The 15,565-nt window shown below is 62.7% G+C and carries 16 protein-coding genes; 11 read left to right on the top strand and 5 right to left on the bottom strand.

From position 1 onward, the window contains the following. Positions 1-5: 5 nt before the first annotated feature. The 3 genes from B0E55_RS24050 to B0E55_RS24040 all read left to right on the top strand — a co-directional run bounded on the left by B0E55_RS24050 (position 6) and on the right by B0E55_RS24040 (position 3,930). Positions 6-1,043, top strand: a complete 1,038-nt coding sequence (locus B0E55_RS24050) for an aliphatic amidase (RefSeq protein WP_019746630.1) — start codon at positions 6-8, stop codon at positions 1,041-1,043. Positions 1,044-1,053: 10 nt separating this feature from the next. Then, complete coding sequence (locus B0E55_RS24045) at positions 1,054-2,109, top strand: AAA family ATPase (RefSeq protein ID WP_080910593.1); 1,056 nt, start codon at positions 1,054-1,056, stop codon at positions 2,107-2,109. 135 nt (positions 2,110-2,244) lie between these two features. Further along, positions 2,245-3,930 carry a purine-cytosine permease family protein gene (locus tag B0E55_RS24040; protein WP_019746628.1) on the top strand — a complete coding sequence of 562 codons (1,686 nt, stop codon included), beginning with the start codon at positions 2,245-2,247 and terminating at the stop codon, positions 3,928-3,930. A 55-nt stretch (positions 3,931-3,985) separates the two neighbouring features. Here the strand turns inward: B0E55_RS24040 and B0E55_RS24035 are convergent, their stop codons facing one another. Then, a complete protein-coding gene (locus B0E55_RS24035) occupies positions 3,986-5,377 on the bottom strand; it encodes an MFS transporter (protein ID WP_080910592.1) in 1,392 nt (463 codons plus the stop codon). A gap of 173 nt (positions 5,378-5,550) precedes the next feature. Between B0E55_RS24035 and nhaA the strand changes: the two genes are divergently transcribed. From nhaA to B0E55_RS24020, 3 genes are read left to right on the top strand one after another with little or no spacing between them, the layout of a single operon-like run. After that, positions 5,551-6,885: a Na+/H+ antiporter NhaA gene (gene nhaA / locus B0E55_RS24030; RefSeq protein WP_019746626.1), complete on the top strand. Its 1,335-nt coding sequence runs from the start codon at positions 5,551-5,553 to the stop codon at positions 6,883-6,885. Continuing rightward, complete coding sequence (locus tag B0E55_RS24025) at positions 6,882-7,391, top strand: phage holin family protein (RefSeq protein WP_019746625.1); 510 nt, start codon at positions 6,882-6,884, stop codon at positions 7,389-7,391. Before nhaA ends, B0E55_RS24025 begins: the two co-directional genes overlap by 4 nt. A 15-nt stretch (positions 7,392-7,406) precedes the next feature. Further along, complete coding sequence (locus tag B0E55_RS24020) at positions 7,407-8,342, top strand: alpha/beta fold hydrolase (RefSeq protein WP_019746624.1); 936 nt, start codon at positions 7,407-7,409, stop codon at positions 8,340-8,342. 3 nt (positions 8,343-8,345) lie between these two features. Here B0E55_RS24020 and B0E55_RS24015 read toward each other — a convergent pair whose 3' ends face one another. Genes B0E55_RS24015 through nth form a run of 4 tightly spaced genes read right to left on the bottom strand, consistent with a single transcriptional unit; the run spans position 8,346 to position 11,694 of the window. Next, the gene (locus B0E55_RS24015) at positions 8,346-9,536 is read right to left on the bottom strand and encodes a MarP family serine protease (RefSeq protein WP_019746623.1); all 1,191 of its coding nucleotides are present in this window, start codon (positions 9,534-9,536) and stop codon (positions 8,346-8,348) included. Continuing rightward, on the bottom strand, positions 9,533-10,252 hold the full coding sequence (locus B0E55_RS24010; RefSeq protein WP_019746622.1) for an NUDIX hydrolase: 720 nt from the start codon (positions 10,250-10,252) through the stop codon (positions 9,533-9,535). The genes B0E55_RS24015 and B0E55_RS24010 overlap by 4 nt, the downstream gene beginning before the upstream one ends. After that, a complete protein-coding gene (locus B0E55_RS24005; RefSeq protein ID WP_020905971.1) occupies positions 10,249-10,902 on the bottom strand; it encodes a TlpA family protein disulfide reductase in 654 nt (217 codons plus the stop codon). The genes B0E55_RS24010 and B0E55_RS24005 overlap by 4 nt, the downstream gene beginning before the upstream one ends. 6 nt (positions 10,903-10,908) lie before the next feature. Next, a complete protein-coding gene (nth, locus tag B0E55_RS24000; RefSeq protein WP_003943471.1) occupies positions 10,909-11,694 on the bottom strand; it encodes an endonuclease III in 786 nt (261 codons plus the stop codon). A gap of 80 nt (positions 11,695-11,774) precedes the next feature. Here nth and B0E55_RS23995 point away from each other — a divergent pair, with 80 nt between their 5' ends. The 5 genes from B0E55_RS23995 (at position 11,775) to B0E55_RS23975 (ending at position 15,532) form a co-directional block, all read left to right on the top strand. After that, positions 11,775-12,047 (top strand): hypothetical protein, encoded by a 273-nt coding sequence (locus B0E55_RS23995; protein WP_019746620.1) that lies wholly within the window; start codon positions 11,775-11,777, stop codon positions 12,045-12,047. A gap of 255 nt (positions 12,048-12,302) precedes the next feature. Beyond that, positions 12,303-12,977 (top strand): Crp/Fnr family transcriptional regulator, encoded by a 675-nt coding sequence (locus tag B0E55_RS23990; RefSeq protein WP_003943506.1) that lies wholly within the window; start codon positions 12,303-12,305, stop codon positions 12,975-12,977. A gap of 130 nt (positions 12,978-13,107) precedes the next feature. After that, on the top strand, positions 13,108-13,578 hold the full coding sequence (locus B0E55_RS23985; protein ID WP_080910591.1) for a nuclear transport factor 2 family protein: 471 nt from the start codon (positions 13,108-13,110) through the stop codon (positions 13,576-13,578). 15 nt (positions 13,579-13,593) lie between these two features. After that, on the top strand, positions 13,594-14,154 hold the full coding sequence (locus B0E55_RS23980) for a TetR/AcrR family transcriptional regulator (protein WP_080910590.1): 561 nt from the start codon (positions 13,594-13,596) through the stop codon (positions 14,152-14,154). 85 nt (positions 14,155-14,239) lie between these two features. Further along, on the top strand, positions 14,240-15,532 hold the full coding sequence (locus B0E55_RS23975; RefSeq protein ID WP_080910589.1) for a carboxylesterase family protein: 1,293 nt from the start codon (positions 14,240-14,242) through the stop codon (positions 15,530-15,532). Positions 15,533-15,565: the final 33 nt, after the last annotated feature.

Genomic DNA, 15,565 nt, shown 5'->3' with positions numbered 1-15,565 from the left:
AGACAATGCGACACGGTGACATCTCCTCGAGCAACGACACGGTCGGCGTAGCAGTAGTCAACTACAAGATGCCCCGCCTGCACGATCGCGCCGGAGTTCTCGAGAACGCGCGCAAGATCGCCGACATGATGATCGGCATGAAGACCGGACTCCCCGGAATGGATCTGGTGGTATTCCCCGAATACTCCACGCAGGGAATCATGTACAACGAAGAGGAGATGTATGCGACAGCGGCAACCATCCCCGGTGACGAGACCGCAATCTTTTCCGCCGCTTGCCGCGAGGCCGATACCTGGGGAATCTTCTCCATCACCGGTGAACAGCACGAAGACCACCCGAACAAGCCGCCGTACAACACGTTGATTCTCATCGACAACAAGGGCGAAATCGTTCAGAAGTACCGAAAGATCCTGCCCTGGTGCCCCATCGAAGGTTGGTACCCCGGCGACACCACGTACGTATCCGAGGGTCCCAAGGGCCTGAAGATCTCACTCATCATCTGCGACGACGGCAACTACCCGGAGATCTGGCGTGACTGCGCGATGAAGGGTGCAGAGCTCATCGTCCGCTGCCAGGGCTACATGTACCCCGCCAAGGACCAGCAGGTGATGATGTCCAAGGCAATGGCCTGGGCCAACAATTGTTATGTGGCAGTTGCCAATGCAGCCGGATTCGACGGCGTCTACTCCTACTTCGGACACTCCGCGATCATCGGATTCGACGGTCGGACGCTGGGTGAGACCGGCGAGGAGGAATACGGAATCCAGTACGCGCAGTTGTCCGTCTCAGCCATTCGCGACGCACGCGAGAACGATCAGTCCCAGAACCACATCTTCAAGCTCCTCCACCGCGGATACTCCGGTGTCCACGCAGCAGGTGACGGAGACAAGGGCGTCGCGGACTGCCCGTTCGAGTTCTACAAGCTGTGGGTCACCGATGCCCAGAAGGCTCAGGAACGCGTCGAGGCCATCACCCGAGACACAGTGGGCGTAGCGGACTGCCGCGTCGGAAACCTGCCGGTCGAGAAGACAATCGAAGTTTAAGGATCTCGCTGTGCCGTATATCACCGACATGCTCCATGACCGGAACAGTGCAGCACCACCACCGGCCGAGGAACGATCCGAACCCGTACCGGTCGGGGCCTTCGACGCTCGCAATCTCTCGAAAGCCCTCAGTTCCAAGATCGTCGGACAACAGGCCGCCGTCGACGCAGTGGTTCGGGCGATTTCGATCGCGCATGTCGGTGCCACGGATCCGACGCGTCCGCTCGCCAACATCCTTCTGGTCGGCCCCACCGGCGTCGGCAAGACGGAGTTGGTGCGGCGCGTGGCCGCGGAACTCCGGTCCGGGCCCGACGATCTGTGCCGCATCGACATGAATGCTCTTGCTCAAGAGCATTATGCGGCGTCGTTCTCCGGGGCTCCGCCTGGGTACGCCGGCAGCAAGGAGTCCTTCACACTGTTCGACAAGAACACCGTCGAGGGCGATCCGTACACCCCCGGAATCGTCCTGTTCGACGAAGTGGAGAAGGCCGACCCCACCGTTCTACGTGCGCTCCTGCAGGTCCTCGACAACGGCGAACTCCGGTTGGCGAACGGTCAGCAGAAGATCTCGTTCCGCAACAGCTACGTGTTCCTGACCTCGAATCTCGGTTCTGCTGCGGTGGCGGAACGTCGACGGTCCCGGGTGCGGCAGCTCGCCGATCGCGTCCGGATCGATCGACCACACCATGGTCACCACTTGGTGCAGCGCGCTCTCGAGAAGTTCTTCGACCCCGAGTTCTTCAACCGCATCGACGAAACCGTGATCCTCGACGAGTTCGACGAACAGACCGCAGAACAAGTGACCCGGCTCGAGATCGAACTGATCACGACTCGGTTGGCCAGGAGAGGCGTCGATGTCGACGTGGACGACAGCGCCGTCGCTCTGTTGCAACGGCGCGGATTCGATCCGGTGTACGGAGCACGTGGCCTGCGCCGGACCATCCGAAACGTCTTGGCCGACCCGGTGGCCGCCGCCGTTCTCGACCTGCGACCGGTCGGGACGCAGCCACTCGCCTTGCAGGCGCGGGCAGTTGGTGATCAGATACAGGTAAAGAAAGTCCCATGAGTGCTCGCTCACGTTGCGGATCGAATCCGCAACGTGGGCGACACATTTCAAACATGTCCGCGTAACGCCACCTCCCTAGGTTGGGTGCCTGCACCACAAAGTGCACATGCACAGGCACCCAGGGGAAGTGACGTCATGACAGCAGTGAACGAGCAGGTGTCCGCCGGCGCACCGGACAGGGCAGATCTCGGTGAGAACGCCGCACTGAAGGAGACTCTGGAGGACTACACCCTCCGATTTGCGCCACGCAGCTACCGCAAATGGGGAACCGGCGTCGTCGCGACCTCCGCGCTCGGCGGAATCGCGTATCTCGCAGACTTCTCGATCGGCGCCAACATCGGCATCTCGTACGGCACCGGTAACGCATTGCTGGGCATCGCCGTGTTTGCCGTCGTCATCATGGCCACCGGCTTCCCACTCGCCTACTACGCCGCGCGATACAACATCGACCTCGATTTGATCACGCGCGGAAGCGGTTTCGGCTACTACGGCTCCGTGGTCACCAACGTCATCTTCGCGACGTTCACCTTCATCTTCTTCGCGCTCGAAGGTTCCATCATGGCCCAGGGTTTGAAACTGGGGCTCGGGATCCCACTCTCGATCGGCTACGCGGTCTCGACCCTGATGGTCATTCCACTGGTCATCTACGGAATGAAAGCTCTGGCAAAGCTCCAAGTGTGGACGACGCCTCTGTGGCTCGTCATGATGGTGCTGCCGTTCCTGTATCTGCTGTTCAAGCACCCAGATTCGGTGAGCGCGTTCTTCGCCTTCGGCGGTGAGGACGGCGCAAACGGCAAGGGCGTCAACTTCGGATCGGTGATGCTGGCCGCGGGTGTCTGCCTGTCGCTGATCGCACAGATCGCCGAGCAGATCGACTACCTACGCTTCATGCCGCCCAAGACGCCGGAGAACACCCGTCGTTGGTGGGCTGCAGTAATTCTCGCGGGGCCCGGCTGGGTCATCTTCGGCGCGTTCAAGCAGATCGTCGGACTGTTCCTCGCGGTGTACATCATCGCGAACGTCGTCGACGGATCTTCGATCGCCAACCAGCCCGTGCACCAGTTTCTCGAGATCTACCAGGACATGATGCCGCACTGGCTGGCCATGACCCTTGCCGTGATCCTCGTGGTCATCAGCCAGATCAAGATCAACGTCACCAACGCGTACTCCGGCTCACTGGCCTGGACCAACTCGTACACCCGCGTCACCAAGACCTACCCGGGACGCATGATCTTCGTTCTGGTCAACCTGGCGATCGCACTGATCTTGATGGAAGCCAACATGTTCGACTTCCTCAACACGATCCTGGGCTTCTACGCCAACTGCGGTATCGCCTGGGTCGTGGTCGTCGCCTCCGACATCGCGATCAACAAGTACTGGTTGAAGCTCTCCCCGAAGGTCCCCGAGTTCCGACGCGGGATGCTCTACGACGTCAACCCTGTCGGCTTCGTGTCGATGCTGCTGGCCGCGGGCATTTCGATCCTGGTGTTCTTCGGCGCATTCGGTTCGGCGATCAAGCCGTTCTCCCCGATCGTCGCGATCGTCATCGCACTGGTGATGCCGCCGGTCCTCGCCGTCGCCACCAAGGGCAAGTACTACCTGCGGCGCACCGACGACGGCATCGATCTGCCGATGTTCGACGAGTACGGGAACCCCTCGGGTGAAACGCTTCTGTGCTGCGTCAGCGGCATCGAGTTCGAGCGACCCGACATGCTCGCGTCGAACGTTCCCGGCCCCAACGGCGAGAAGCAGTACATCAGTTCCTTGGCCTTGAGCACCGACAAGACCGGTGAGCACGTCCTGCCTGCTCAGCTTCCCTGACAACTGCTGTGCGCCTTTATTAACCGCCGGGGGTTAATAAAGGCGCACAGCAGGGTCATGCCCCTACATCGTCTAGCGACTCACCCTTTGTCTCGCGCATGACCAGCAGCGCAACAAAAGTCAGCGTCGCCGCCACGAGGAGGTAGATGCCGACCCAGCCGACGCCGTAGTTCTTCGCGAGGTAGACGGCGATGAACGGCGCCACCGCAGCGCCCAGAATGCTGGCGGTGTTGTACGCGATTCCCGAGCCCGTGTAGCGGACGTTGGTCGGGAAGAGTTCCGGGAGAACGGCACTCATCGGCCCAAAGGTCAGGCCCATGAGCAGCATGCCCACGATGAGGAACGCCAACATACGACCGTCGTTCATTCCGTCCGGTTCGAGGAACACGCCGAAGGTCAAGCCGAACACCATGATCAGGCCGGTGATGATCAGCAGTGTGATACGACGCCCGTAGCGGTCGGCGAGCCAACCCGAGACCGGCACGGCGGCAGCGAAGAACACGACTGCGATGAGCTGCAGGACAAGGAAATCGGTGTACTTGAAGCCGGCGCCGGTTCCGCCGTCGGCCGCCGTCTTGCCGGTTCCGTGGCTGAGCACCCAGGTGGTCATGATGTAGAAAAGCGTGTACGTCGCGAGCATCACGAACGTACCGATGATCAGCTGACGCCAGCTGGTCTTGAATACCTCGGCGACCGGGGTCTTGACCTTCTCGCCGCGCTCGACTGCACGCGCGAACACCGGAGTCTCTTCGAGCTTGAGCCTGACGTACAGGCCGATCATCACCATGATTGCGCTGAGCAGGAACGGAATTCGCCATCCCCAGCTCAGGAAGGCCCCTTCGAGGTCCGGGCTGGAATTGTCATGGTTCATGAACAGCGTGATGATCAGGAACAGTCCGTTGGCCATGAAGAAGCCGATGGGTGCACCGAGCTGCGGCCACATCGCCGCCCACGCCCGCTTGCCTTCCTTGGCCGTCTCGGTCGCGAGCAGAGCCGCGCCCGACCATTCGCCGCCGAGCCCGAGGCCCTGGCAGAAACGCATGAGCGCCAACAACGCCGGGGCCAGCAGACCGATCTGGTGATAAGTGGGCAGCAGTCCGATGAGGAAGGTCGCGATGCCCATCGTCAGCAGCGAGCCGACCAGAGTTGCCTTGCGTCCGACGCGGTCACCGAAGTGCCCGAAGAGAATCGAGCCGAGGGGACGGGCGACAAACGCGAGTCCGAACGTCGCCAACGACGCGAGAAGCGCGGTGGTGTCGTTGCCCTTCGGGAAGAACAGGTGCGGGAACACCGATACTGCCGCTGTTGCATAGATGTAGAAGTCGTAGAACTCGATGGACGTACCCACCATGCTGGCAACCACGATTCGGCTGCGCGGCACTCCGGCGACGGCATCTGCGTCGCCGCCCTCCGGCTTGGGTGGGTTCTCACTGACTGACGTGCTCAAAACATGCTCCTGCGCCGTTATACGAAAATTGTCCAATTGGTGGGATAGTGTCCCAATCAGTAGGAATTGAACACCCGCGGGGTTTTCCGGCGCAAATTCGGTTCGCTAATTCGGCTCAGCGAGCAATCCGCGATAAAATCCCGTAAAGGTGAGCCGGGAAGTCTGGTCGGCACGTGCATTCGATGCTTTACAACGTCGATCACGTTCATGTCTGTTGCATCCGAACTCGGGTGCACGAACAAAGGTCGTCCCCACGCGTGATCTCCACTTTGCGTTCCGAACTGTCCCGCTATCTCCGCACCGAAACGGTGGGCGGATCGATACTGCTCATCGCCGCTGCCGTCGCTCTGATCTGGGTGAACTCACCTTTCGGTGAGAGCTACATCGCACTGCGCGACTTCCAGATCGGCCCGTCTGCACTCCATCTGGACCTCAGCCTTGGCACCTGGGCGCAAGACGGACTGCTTGCCGTCTTCTTCTTCGTCGCCGGCCTCGAACTCAAACGCGAACTGGTGGTCGGCGAGCTCGCGGACCGCAAAGCCGCGATGCTCCCGATCATCGCGGCGTGCGGCGGCGTCCTGGTCCCCGCGATCATCGCGGCGTCCATCGGCTTCGGCACTCCAGGTATGGACAAGGGCTGGGCCATTCCCGTCGCGACGGACATCGCTTTTGCCCTCGGCGTGCTCGCTCTCACCGGATCGAAGATCCCCGCAAGCGCCCGAGTCTTCCTGCTCAGCCTGGCCGTCGTCGACGATCTGCTCGCCATCATCCTCATCGCCGTACTGTTCACCGGCTCCCTCGCGATGTTGTGGCTGCTGACCGCGGCCGCAGCCCTCGCTGTCTACGCCTACGCCCAGCACAAGCGCATCACGACGCCGTTCCTCTACGTCCCGCTGGCACTACTGACCTGGTACGCGATGCACGAAGCGGGGATACACGCCACACTCGCGGGCGTCGCGCTCGGCCTACTCACCCGTGTCAGGCGCGATCCGGACGAGGAGTACGCGCCGGGCAGCCGCCTCGAGCACCGCATTCAGCCGTACTCCGCAGGCTTCTGCGTCCCCGTCTTCGCACTGTTCGCCTCCGGTGTTCCGATCAACGCCGCGGTACTCGGCGACATTTTCACCGACCCCGTCGGGCAATCGGTTGTCGTCGGCCTTCTGGTCGGAAAGACCGTCGGAATCTTCGGAATTTCCCTGCTCGCGATCAAATTGGGCATAGCCACCAAGCCCAAGACACTGGAATTGAGAGACATGTTTGCCCTCTCAGTTCTCGGTGGCATCGGGTTCACCGTTAGCCTGCTTGTAGCAGACCTCGCATTGGACGGGGTCGGCGATGGCAGCGAGGCCGAGATAGCGAAGGCCGCAGTTCTCGTGACATCGTTGGTGGCATCGCTGATCGGATCAGCGCTGCTGTGGCGACGTGGACGAGTTCATGCGGCTCGAGACGACGCTTCCACCGCCATTGCCACGGACGCGAGAGAACTACCTGGAGAGGTCGACAAGTGAGCTTGACCAACGGAGAGAGCCAGCGCTTCACCGGAGATGGAGTACCGAACACGGTCTCGTCCATCCCTCTCACCGATGTGGACGCCCGCACGCCGGGTGAGGCCACCATCGGGGCCCTCGTCAAGGACGCGACCGCACAGGTCTCCACCCTCGTGCGCGCCGAGGTTGAACTTGCCAAGGCCGAGGTCACGGGCGAGGTCAAGAAGGGTCTGCAGGGCAGTGTCTTCTTCATCCTGGCCTTCACGGTTCTGCTGTTCAGCTCGTTCTTCTTCTTTTTCTTCCTGGCCGAGATGCTCGATACCTGGGTGCCGCGCTGGCTGGCGTTCCTCATCGTCTTCCTGATCATGGTGGTGACCACCGCGATTCTGGCGCTGCTCGGTTATCTGCGTGTGCGCAAGCTGAGGGCTCCGGAGAAGACGATCGAATCGCTCAAGCAGGCCAAGAACGTCCTTCCCGGCAGCCATGACGACGCAAAGCCGTCTGTCGATTTCAACGCGCGCCGGTAGCGAGTCTGATCGAAAGTGGCAGCCCCAGATCCATCCACCGTCAGGTTCGACGGCCCCTGGATTCACCGGGACATTCACGCCAACGGCATCCGGTTTCACGTCGTCGAGGTAGGCGACGCGGAGCCGGATGCTCCGTTGGTGGTCCTGTTGCACGGATTCGCCGATTTCTGGTGGTCCTGGCGCCATCAGTTGACGGCACTGTCGGAGCAGGGATTCCGCGTCGTCGCCATGGATCTTCGTGGGTACGGCGATTCCGACAAGCCCCCTCGCGGCTACGACGGTTGGACGCTCGCCGGTGACGTAGCCGGTCTCATTCGTGCGATGGGTTACGGCAAGGCCACGCTGATCGGTCATGCCGACGGCGGGTTGGTGTGCTGGGCGACCGCGCTCCTGCATCCACGCCTGGTGCGGTCGATCGCGTTGATCTCGTCGCCACACCCGATGGCACTCAAGAAAGCAGTCGTGCGCGACCCATATCAGCGCCGCGCGCTTTTGCCCTCGTTCCTGGCCTATCAGGTACCGCTGCGCCCGGAACGTCGGTTGACGGCCGACAACGGCGCCGAGGTGGAGCGTCTGGTTCGCTCGCGGTCCGGCCCCACCTGGCCGCAGCAACCCGAGTTCGCGGACGTGATGACCAAGATGCGGGCTGCGATCCGAATCCCGGGCGTCGCGCATTCCACGCTGGAGTACCAGCGCTGGGCCTTCCGCAGCCAGCTCCGGCCGGAGGGTCGTCGTTTCATGCGTTTGATGGATCAGGTTCTTCGCATTCCGATCGTCCAGATTCACGGCGAACTCGACCCGTACGTGCTCACCCGTACCGTGCGGCGCGACAAGCATTGGGCTCCCGGCGAGAAACTGCGCACCATTGCCGGAGTTGGTCACTACGCGCACCAGGAAGCCCCCGAGCGCGTCAACCGCGAACTCGAGGACTTCCTCCTTACGGAGAAGTGACCGCTACAGAATGCAGGCGCCTGTCGGCACCGGCGTCGACGCCGAGGCAGCCGCGTTCAACTGGCGCGATACTTCCTGGGCGGTGAGGACGAATCCGGTGTCGCTGTCGTCGACGGCAGCACCGAACACTACGCCGAGGACGCGCCCCTGATCGTCGACCATCGGCCCACCAGAGTTGCCCTGCCTGATGGATCCGCGGACGGTGTAGACCTCACGTTGAGTGGTTCCGGCCTTGTAGATGTCCGGTCCGTTCAGGTTCAGGACCTCACGAACGCGGGCTGCGCTGGCCGTGTACGGACCGCCGCCGGGGTAACCGAGCACCAACGCGTTGTCGCCGGTCTGAGCCTGCTCCGGAGCAAACGGCAGCACCGGTGCGTCCAGTCCGGGAACCGCCAGAATCGCGATGTCGACGGCGGAGTCGAAGAGAACCACCTGCGCGGGCAGCGCGCCCTCCATGGTGTCCACCGTGATGCTCTCGGTTCCGGCAACCACGTGTGCGTTGGTCATGACGCGTTCGGGAGCGACGATGAATCCGGATCCCTCGAGCGCGCGCTGGCAACTCGGTGCGACGCCGTTGATGCGTAGAACACTCGGACGCAACTGCGCCGCCAACGGACTGGCCAGAACGCTCGCGTCGGGTGCTTCGACCTCGGTGATGGGCGTGCGCCCGAACGGGCCGATGACGTCCGGCAGGCCGGAGGTGTCGAGCAACGCCGAAAACTCCGTCGGGATGCGGCGCAGCCACTGCGGCGCCAGTTCGTCCACGCTGGCGAGAACATCCGAACCACGAACAGCGGCGGCAATATTCGGCTGCGACGAAGAAGTGAGCGGAATCGCGAGCAACCACGCCGCGACCACGACGGCCACCGCCTGTAGACCCGCACCGATGACACTGTCGACGGATCGCGCCGTCGGACTGTGCATTCCGCTGCGCGCCGCGCGTCCGAGCACCATGCCGGCGACTTCGCCAATGATGACCAACACCACGATCAGCGAGATGCCCGCGAGGATGCGCAGCTTGCCTTCGGTGACGTGCACGAGCAGGTGTGGCGCCAACAGAATTCCGGCGACGGCACCGAGGATCACGCCGACGAACGCCAACGCCGACGCCACCGCACCCTGACGCCATCCGGACGTGGCCGCGATGAGGGCGACCAGAACGATGGCGATGTCCACCCAACGAGATCCTGTCATCGCGGCACCGCCGAATCCTCGACACCTTCACCGAACTCGGACAGCGCTGTGTCCAGGTCTCTCACGTCCTCGTAGTTCCACGGAATCTCCCAGCCCGACACCGTGAACAGCGCCGCGAGGATTCCTGCTGTGAACCCCCAGACCAGCATGCCGTCGGCGCGGAACGCCGGGCCCTGGTATCCGAGGGGATGGCGAACCTGAAACCGGTTGTCGGGGTCGAGCAACGTGCGCAGCGGCACCCTGGCCACCCGTCCGACCTCGCCCTCGTCCTGAATCCCCACCGTCGTCGGCTGCTCCCAGTAGCCGAGCACCGGCGTCACGTCGAAACCCGACGGCGGGATGAAGATCTCCGGCAGCACGGTGAGCGGCTGAACTCCGCTCGGATCGAGCCCGGTCTCCTCCTGCGCTTCACGCAGCGCGGTGCCGATGGGGCCGTCGTCGCCCGGATCGGCGGCGCCGCCCGGGAATGCGACCTGTCCGCTGTGCTGACGCATCGTCGACGCGCGTTGGGTCAGCAACACGTCTGCGCCCTCCGGCAAGCCGCCGACGGCGAGAGGGTCTGCCTCACGCGGTCCGCCGAAGAGCACGAGCACCGCGGCCGGACGCGTCACGGTCCCGCGCGGCGCGCGACGCTCGAGGACGGGGTTGATCCGGTGTGGATCGGTGGGCTCGGTGCTGGCGACAGCTCGCAACCACTCGGGAACCGGTGTGCTCATACGACGACTCCCAGATATTGCGCCGCAGCGGCGGCGATTTCGTCCGCACTGCGGAAAGGTTGAGGCAAGACCTTGGCGACTGTTCCATCCGCGCGCACGAGCACCGACACCGGCAGCACCGGCGGTGCGCCCACTGCGATCCGTACCTTGCCGTCACCGTCCTGGACGCCAGGCAAACGCACCGAGTAGTCGATGAGTCGCGTCAAAGCGTTCTCCTGATTCGGATCCGAATGCACCGTCAGAACATTGATGCTGCCCTCGGCGCGCTCCGCGAATTCCTGAAGGTACGGAAGCTCTTCGGCGCATGGCGCGCACCAGTACGCCCACAAGTTGAGCAGAGTCGGTTTTCCGCCGACCGCTGCGGCAAGGTCGACGGGCCGACCGTCTGACACGCAGTCGAGGGTGATTCCGGCCAGCGCCGAGCCGGCCGGAGCTTCGCCCGTCGGAGTCGGACAGGGAGCCAGTGAGGCCTGGCTACGGAGTTGATCGAGCGATTCCGACGACGGAGTGAACGTCGGCGGCTGATACGCGGACGACGACGGACCCGTGGACGTGGGCGTCGTGTCGTCTCCCCCGCGCGGCCAGATCGCCACGACGAGAGCCGCGACGACCACGAGCGCAGCGAGAGACCATCTTCCAGCACTTGTCATCGGCGATCACAACCCTGCCAGGGCGAGCAGATGGTCGGTCTCGGGGCCTTTCACCAGGGCCGCGGCCTCGGTTTTGTCGGTCGGGCCGAGTCCGTACGACGGGCAGTCCTTGGCGAGAACGCACACCCCGCACGCGGGCTTGCGCGCGTGGCAGACCCGTCGGCCGTGAAAGATCACGCGGTGCGAGAGCAGTGTCCATTCCTTACGTTCGATCAGTGCCCCGACGGCGTGTTCCACCTTGACGGCATCTTCTTCCTCGGTCCACTTCCACCGGCGCACGAGCCGACCGAAGTGGGTGTCGACGGTGATTCCCGGGATGTCGAAGGCATTGCCCAGCACGACGTTCGCGGTCTTGCGTCCGATGCCTGGGAGTTTCACCAGATCTTCGAGCTTGTTCGGGACCTGACCGTCGTGGCGTTCGAGTAGCGCCTGACCGAGTCCGATCAACGACGTCGTCTTGTTCCGGTAGAAGCCGGTGGAGCGGATGTACTCCTCGAGTTCGGTCCGATCGGCTTCCGCGTATGCCTTCGCGTCGGGATAGCGGGCGAAGAGCGCCGGCGTGACCATGTTGACGCGGACGTCAGTGCATTGCGCCGACAGGATTGTCGCCACTGCCAGTTCCAACGGAGTCGTGAAGTCGAGTTCGCAATACACGTGCGGGAAAGCCACAGCGAGCTCGCGATTCATCCGACGCGCCCGGCGTACCAATCCGAGGTGTGATTCTTCCTTCCGCGCACCCCCCGAACGCGGTTTCTTCCGCTGCTCTGAACTGCCTGTCGGGGTGGTCTGCACTCAGACAACTGTACGGATACGACATGAGTGGAGACTCCGTCGTGTCGATTCTGAGACCTTCGACGTGTTTACTTCCCCCTATGCAAGGACTCGCAGTAATTCTCTTTCCGCTACTGCTGATGCTCTTTGCCCTGGCGATGGAACGAGTCGAAGGGCGATTGCGTCGGCTCTCGGTTCAAGAGCACGAAGTAGAAGACTTCCTCGATCAGGCAAGTCACGACGACGTCGCCCGCCTGGCAAGCGATGGGTTTCCCCATGCGTTCGCTCGCTTCCACCGGAAGCGGAAGGGCCGTCAGTCGGAGGCTCCCGAGAGCGCCAGCCTGGGCGAAATCCGGACACAACGGGCAAGTTGACGGCCATACAAAGTAGTCACCGCAGCGGATTCCGGAAGAATTTTCGGCTCTTACGTGGCATCAATCACTCGTCGCGAGCTATCGGGACGTAGACTTCGATGCCGTACCTGTTGCATTGAACACAGATTGCATTGGACACAGTGTCTCACTCATGAGGGCTGAGCCTGTGTACGACGGTTTGTGCGCAGCGCGGGTACAAAGATAGTTAGCGCAAAAATGACACCACAAACGAACAAATCCCAACAAGGAGCGCACGTGGACGACGTCCTGGCAAGAGCCGGCATCTTCCAAGGAGTCGAGCCCTCAGCGGTAGCGGCGCTGACAAAGCAGCTGCAGCCCGTCGACTTCCCCCGTGGACATGTCATCTTCAACGAAGGTGAACCCGGTGACCGCCTGTACATCATCGTGTCCGGCAAGGTGAAGATCGGTCGACGCTCACCCGACGGTCGCGAGAACCTACTGACGATCATGGGCCCGTCCGACATGTTCGGCGAACTGTCCATCTTCGACCCCGGCCCCCGCACCTCGACGGCTACGACCGTCACCGAGGTTCGCGCCGTGAGCATGGACCGCGACGCTCTCAAGGCATGGATCCAGCAGCGCCCCGAGATCGCCGAGCAGCTGCTGCGCGTTCTCGCCCGCCGACTGCGTCGTACCAACAACACCCTGGCCGACCTGATCTTCACGGACGTTCCCGGCCGTGTGGCCAAGGCGCTCCTGCAGCTCGCGCAGCGCTTCGGCACTCAGGAAGGTGGCGCCCTGCGCGTCACTCACGACCTCACGCAGGAAGAGATCGCCCAGCTCGTCGGCGCTTCCCGCGAGACCGTCAACAAGGCGCTCGCCGATTTCGCACACCGCGGATGGCTGCGCCTCGAAGGCAAGAGCGTTCTGATCTCGGATTCCGAGCGTCTGGCTCGTCGCGCCCGCTAGTTTCTTCCTTCTCGACTCTTTCGGCCGCTCCCACTTCGTTGGGGGCGGCCGAAGTCATTCCCTGGACTCTTGTTGTACCTATCGGTACAGTATGTACCGATAGGTACACATCCGATCGAGAGGCCACGCAATGACCGTCCGAGCACCGATTCCGCCCTTCACCCACGAAACCGCCGTCCAGAAGGTCCGCCTCGCCGAGGACGGATGGAACTCACGCGATCCGCACAAGGTGTCGCTGGCCTACACGCCGGACAGTTGGTGGCGCAATCGGTCGACGTTCGTCACCGGCCGATCCGAAATCGTCGAACTTCTGACCGAGAAGTGGACCCGCGAGCTGGACTACCGGCTGATCAAAGAGTTGTGGGCACACGGCGACGACCGCATCGCCGTGCGATTCGCGTACGAGTGGCACGATCACGACGGGCAGTGGTTCCGCTCCTACGGCAACGAGAACTGGGAATTCGACGCGGACGGCCTCATGCACCACCGTCATGCCAGCATCAACGACGTCCCCATCGCGGAGTCCGAACGAAAGTTCTTCTGGGATTCGACCGGACCACGCCCGCAAGATCATCCAGGCCTGAGCGAGTTGGGTCTGTGATGAAAGGATGAATCCATGGCCAGACAGGTAGCTGAACGCTCGGACACGATCCCCGCCCTCGCGAACGTGTTTCGAACCTACGGGTTCGACGGAGCAAGCCTGGCGGTCATCACCGAACACACCGGTTTGGGCAAAGGCAGTCTCTACAACTTCTTCCCACGCGGGAAGGAAGAGATGGCCGAGGCCGTACTCGACGAGGTCGACGGATGGTTTCGCACCGAAGTCTTCGAACCGCTTCGAGCAGAGTCGGTTCCACCGCGGCAGCGCATCCAGAGCATGTTCGCTACCGTCGCCGACTACTTTCGGTCAGGGCAACGCATTTGCCTGTTCGGCGCATTTGCACTCGGTGAAGAGCGAAACCGCTTCGGCGCCAAGGTGCGAACCTACTTCGACGAATGGACCGCGGCGCTCGAGGCGGCACTCGTGGGAGCCGAAGATTCCACCGGACTCGCCGAAGAAGCCGTGGCCGGAATCCAAGGCGCAATAGTGATGTCCCGAGCCCTGGACGACGGTGCCTTATACAGCCGAGTGACGACGCGACTCGAAGATCGACTGGTACAGGCACTCCAGCCGTAACGCATACCGCACGACCACAAAGGCATTTGTGCCGCGGCATGCACCTGGCATGCTCGAAAAGGTATGCACAAGAGGAAAGGAACCCATGCCCTCGTCCGAGACGGTGATCGCATCCACAGCTTCGGGGAAGATCCGCGGTCTAAAGCGTGACGGTTCCTACTACTTCGGTGCGATCCCCTACGCCCGCGCACCGCGCTTCGAGAAGCCGCGGCCGGCGGGACCGTTCTCCGACGTCTTCGACGCCACAGCGCTTGGAACGGTCTTCCCCCAACCACCTTCACGGCTCGAGCGCATCATGGGGCCACCGCTCCCCGAACCGGAGCAGAGCGAGGACAGCTTCACCGTCACCGTCACAACCCCGTCGCTGACCGGTCATCGCCCGGTGATGGTCTGGCTTCACGGTGGCGGTTACTCCAGTGGCGGCGGCTCCCTCCCCTGGTACGACGGCGGCGCTTTGTCAGCCGAGGGCGACGTCGTCGTGGTGTCGGTCAACTACCGCGTCGGCGTGCTCGGATATCTCCTCCTCGACGGCGTGAGCGAAGGCAATCTCGGGGTCCACGATCAGATCGCAGCGCTCGAGTGGGTGCGCGAGAACATCGAGGCATTCGGCGGCGACCCAGACTCGGTCACCGTGTTCGGGCAGTCGGCCGGCGCTCATTCGATCGTAAATCTGTTGAGCAGTAACAACTCTCGAACTCTGTTCCATCGAGCAATTCTGCAGAGCACCCCACGGCCGGACCTCAACTTCACGCAGGCTGCCGCGATCGAGAACGGTGAAACATTTACCCGACTGCTCGACGGAGATCCTCGGACCGCGCCACTCTCCCGCATTCTCGACGCATTCCGCAGCACCGCAATCGAGTTCAGCCGGCGGTCCCCTAACGTCGTGCAACCGCCCTTCGCACCGATTTCCGAACTGGATCCGGTGATCCGAACTTTCGAAACAGCGCCGGACGTCATCGTGGGATACACCCGCGACGAGGGATCCGCTTTCGTGCGCGACGTGGCGGGAGTACCCGATCCCGAACGCGTCGCCGAAAAGGCACTGACACAGAACATGTTTGCCGAACCGGCGATGGAGCTGGCCGACGCCTTCACAGCGGCCGGCGCGTCGGTGTACACGTATCGCTTCGACTGGGCACCGACGGACGACGTCTTCGGAGCCACTCACTGCATCGAACTACCCTTCATGTTGGGAACCGAGCAGTCCTGGAAGAGCTCACCGATGCTGGGCAGCAGCGACTGGCAGAGCATCGACGCACTGGGCCGTCGGATACGCCGGCACTGGACGTCGTTTGCGCACACGGGAAGTCCGGACAGCAGCGAAACCTGGGAGAAGTACACCTCGGCCCAACCGATCGGAATCACCTTCTTCTGAGCAACTTCGGGCGCCTACCCACTCGCGGCAATC

It is taken from the genome of Rhodococcus sp. 66b (assembly GCF_002076325.1).
In the GTDB taxonomy this organism is placed as follows: domain Bacteria; phylum Actinomycetota; class Actinomycetes; order Mycobacteriales; family Mycobacteriaceae; genus Rhodococcus_F; species Rhodococcus_F erythropolis.
The sequence above is the reverse complement of the archived record's forward strand: the minus strand, read 5'-3'. Positions and strand labels throughout refer to the sequence as shown.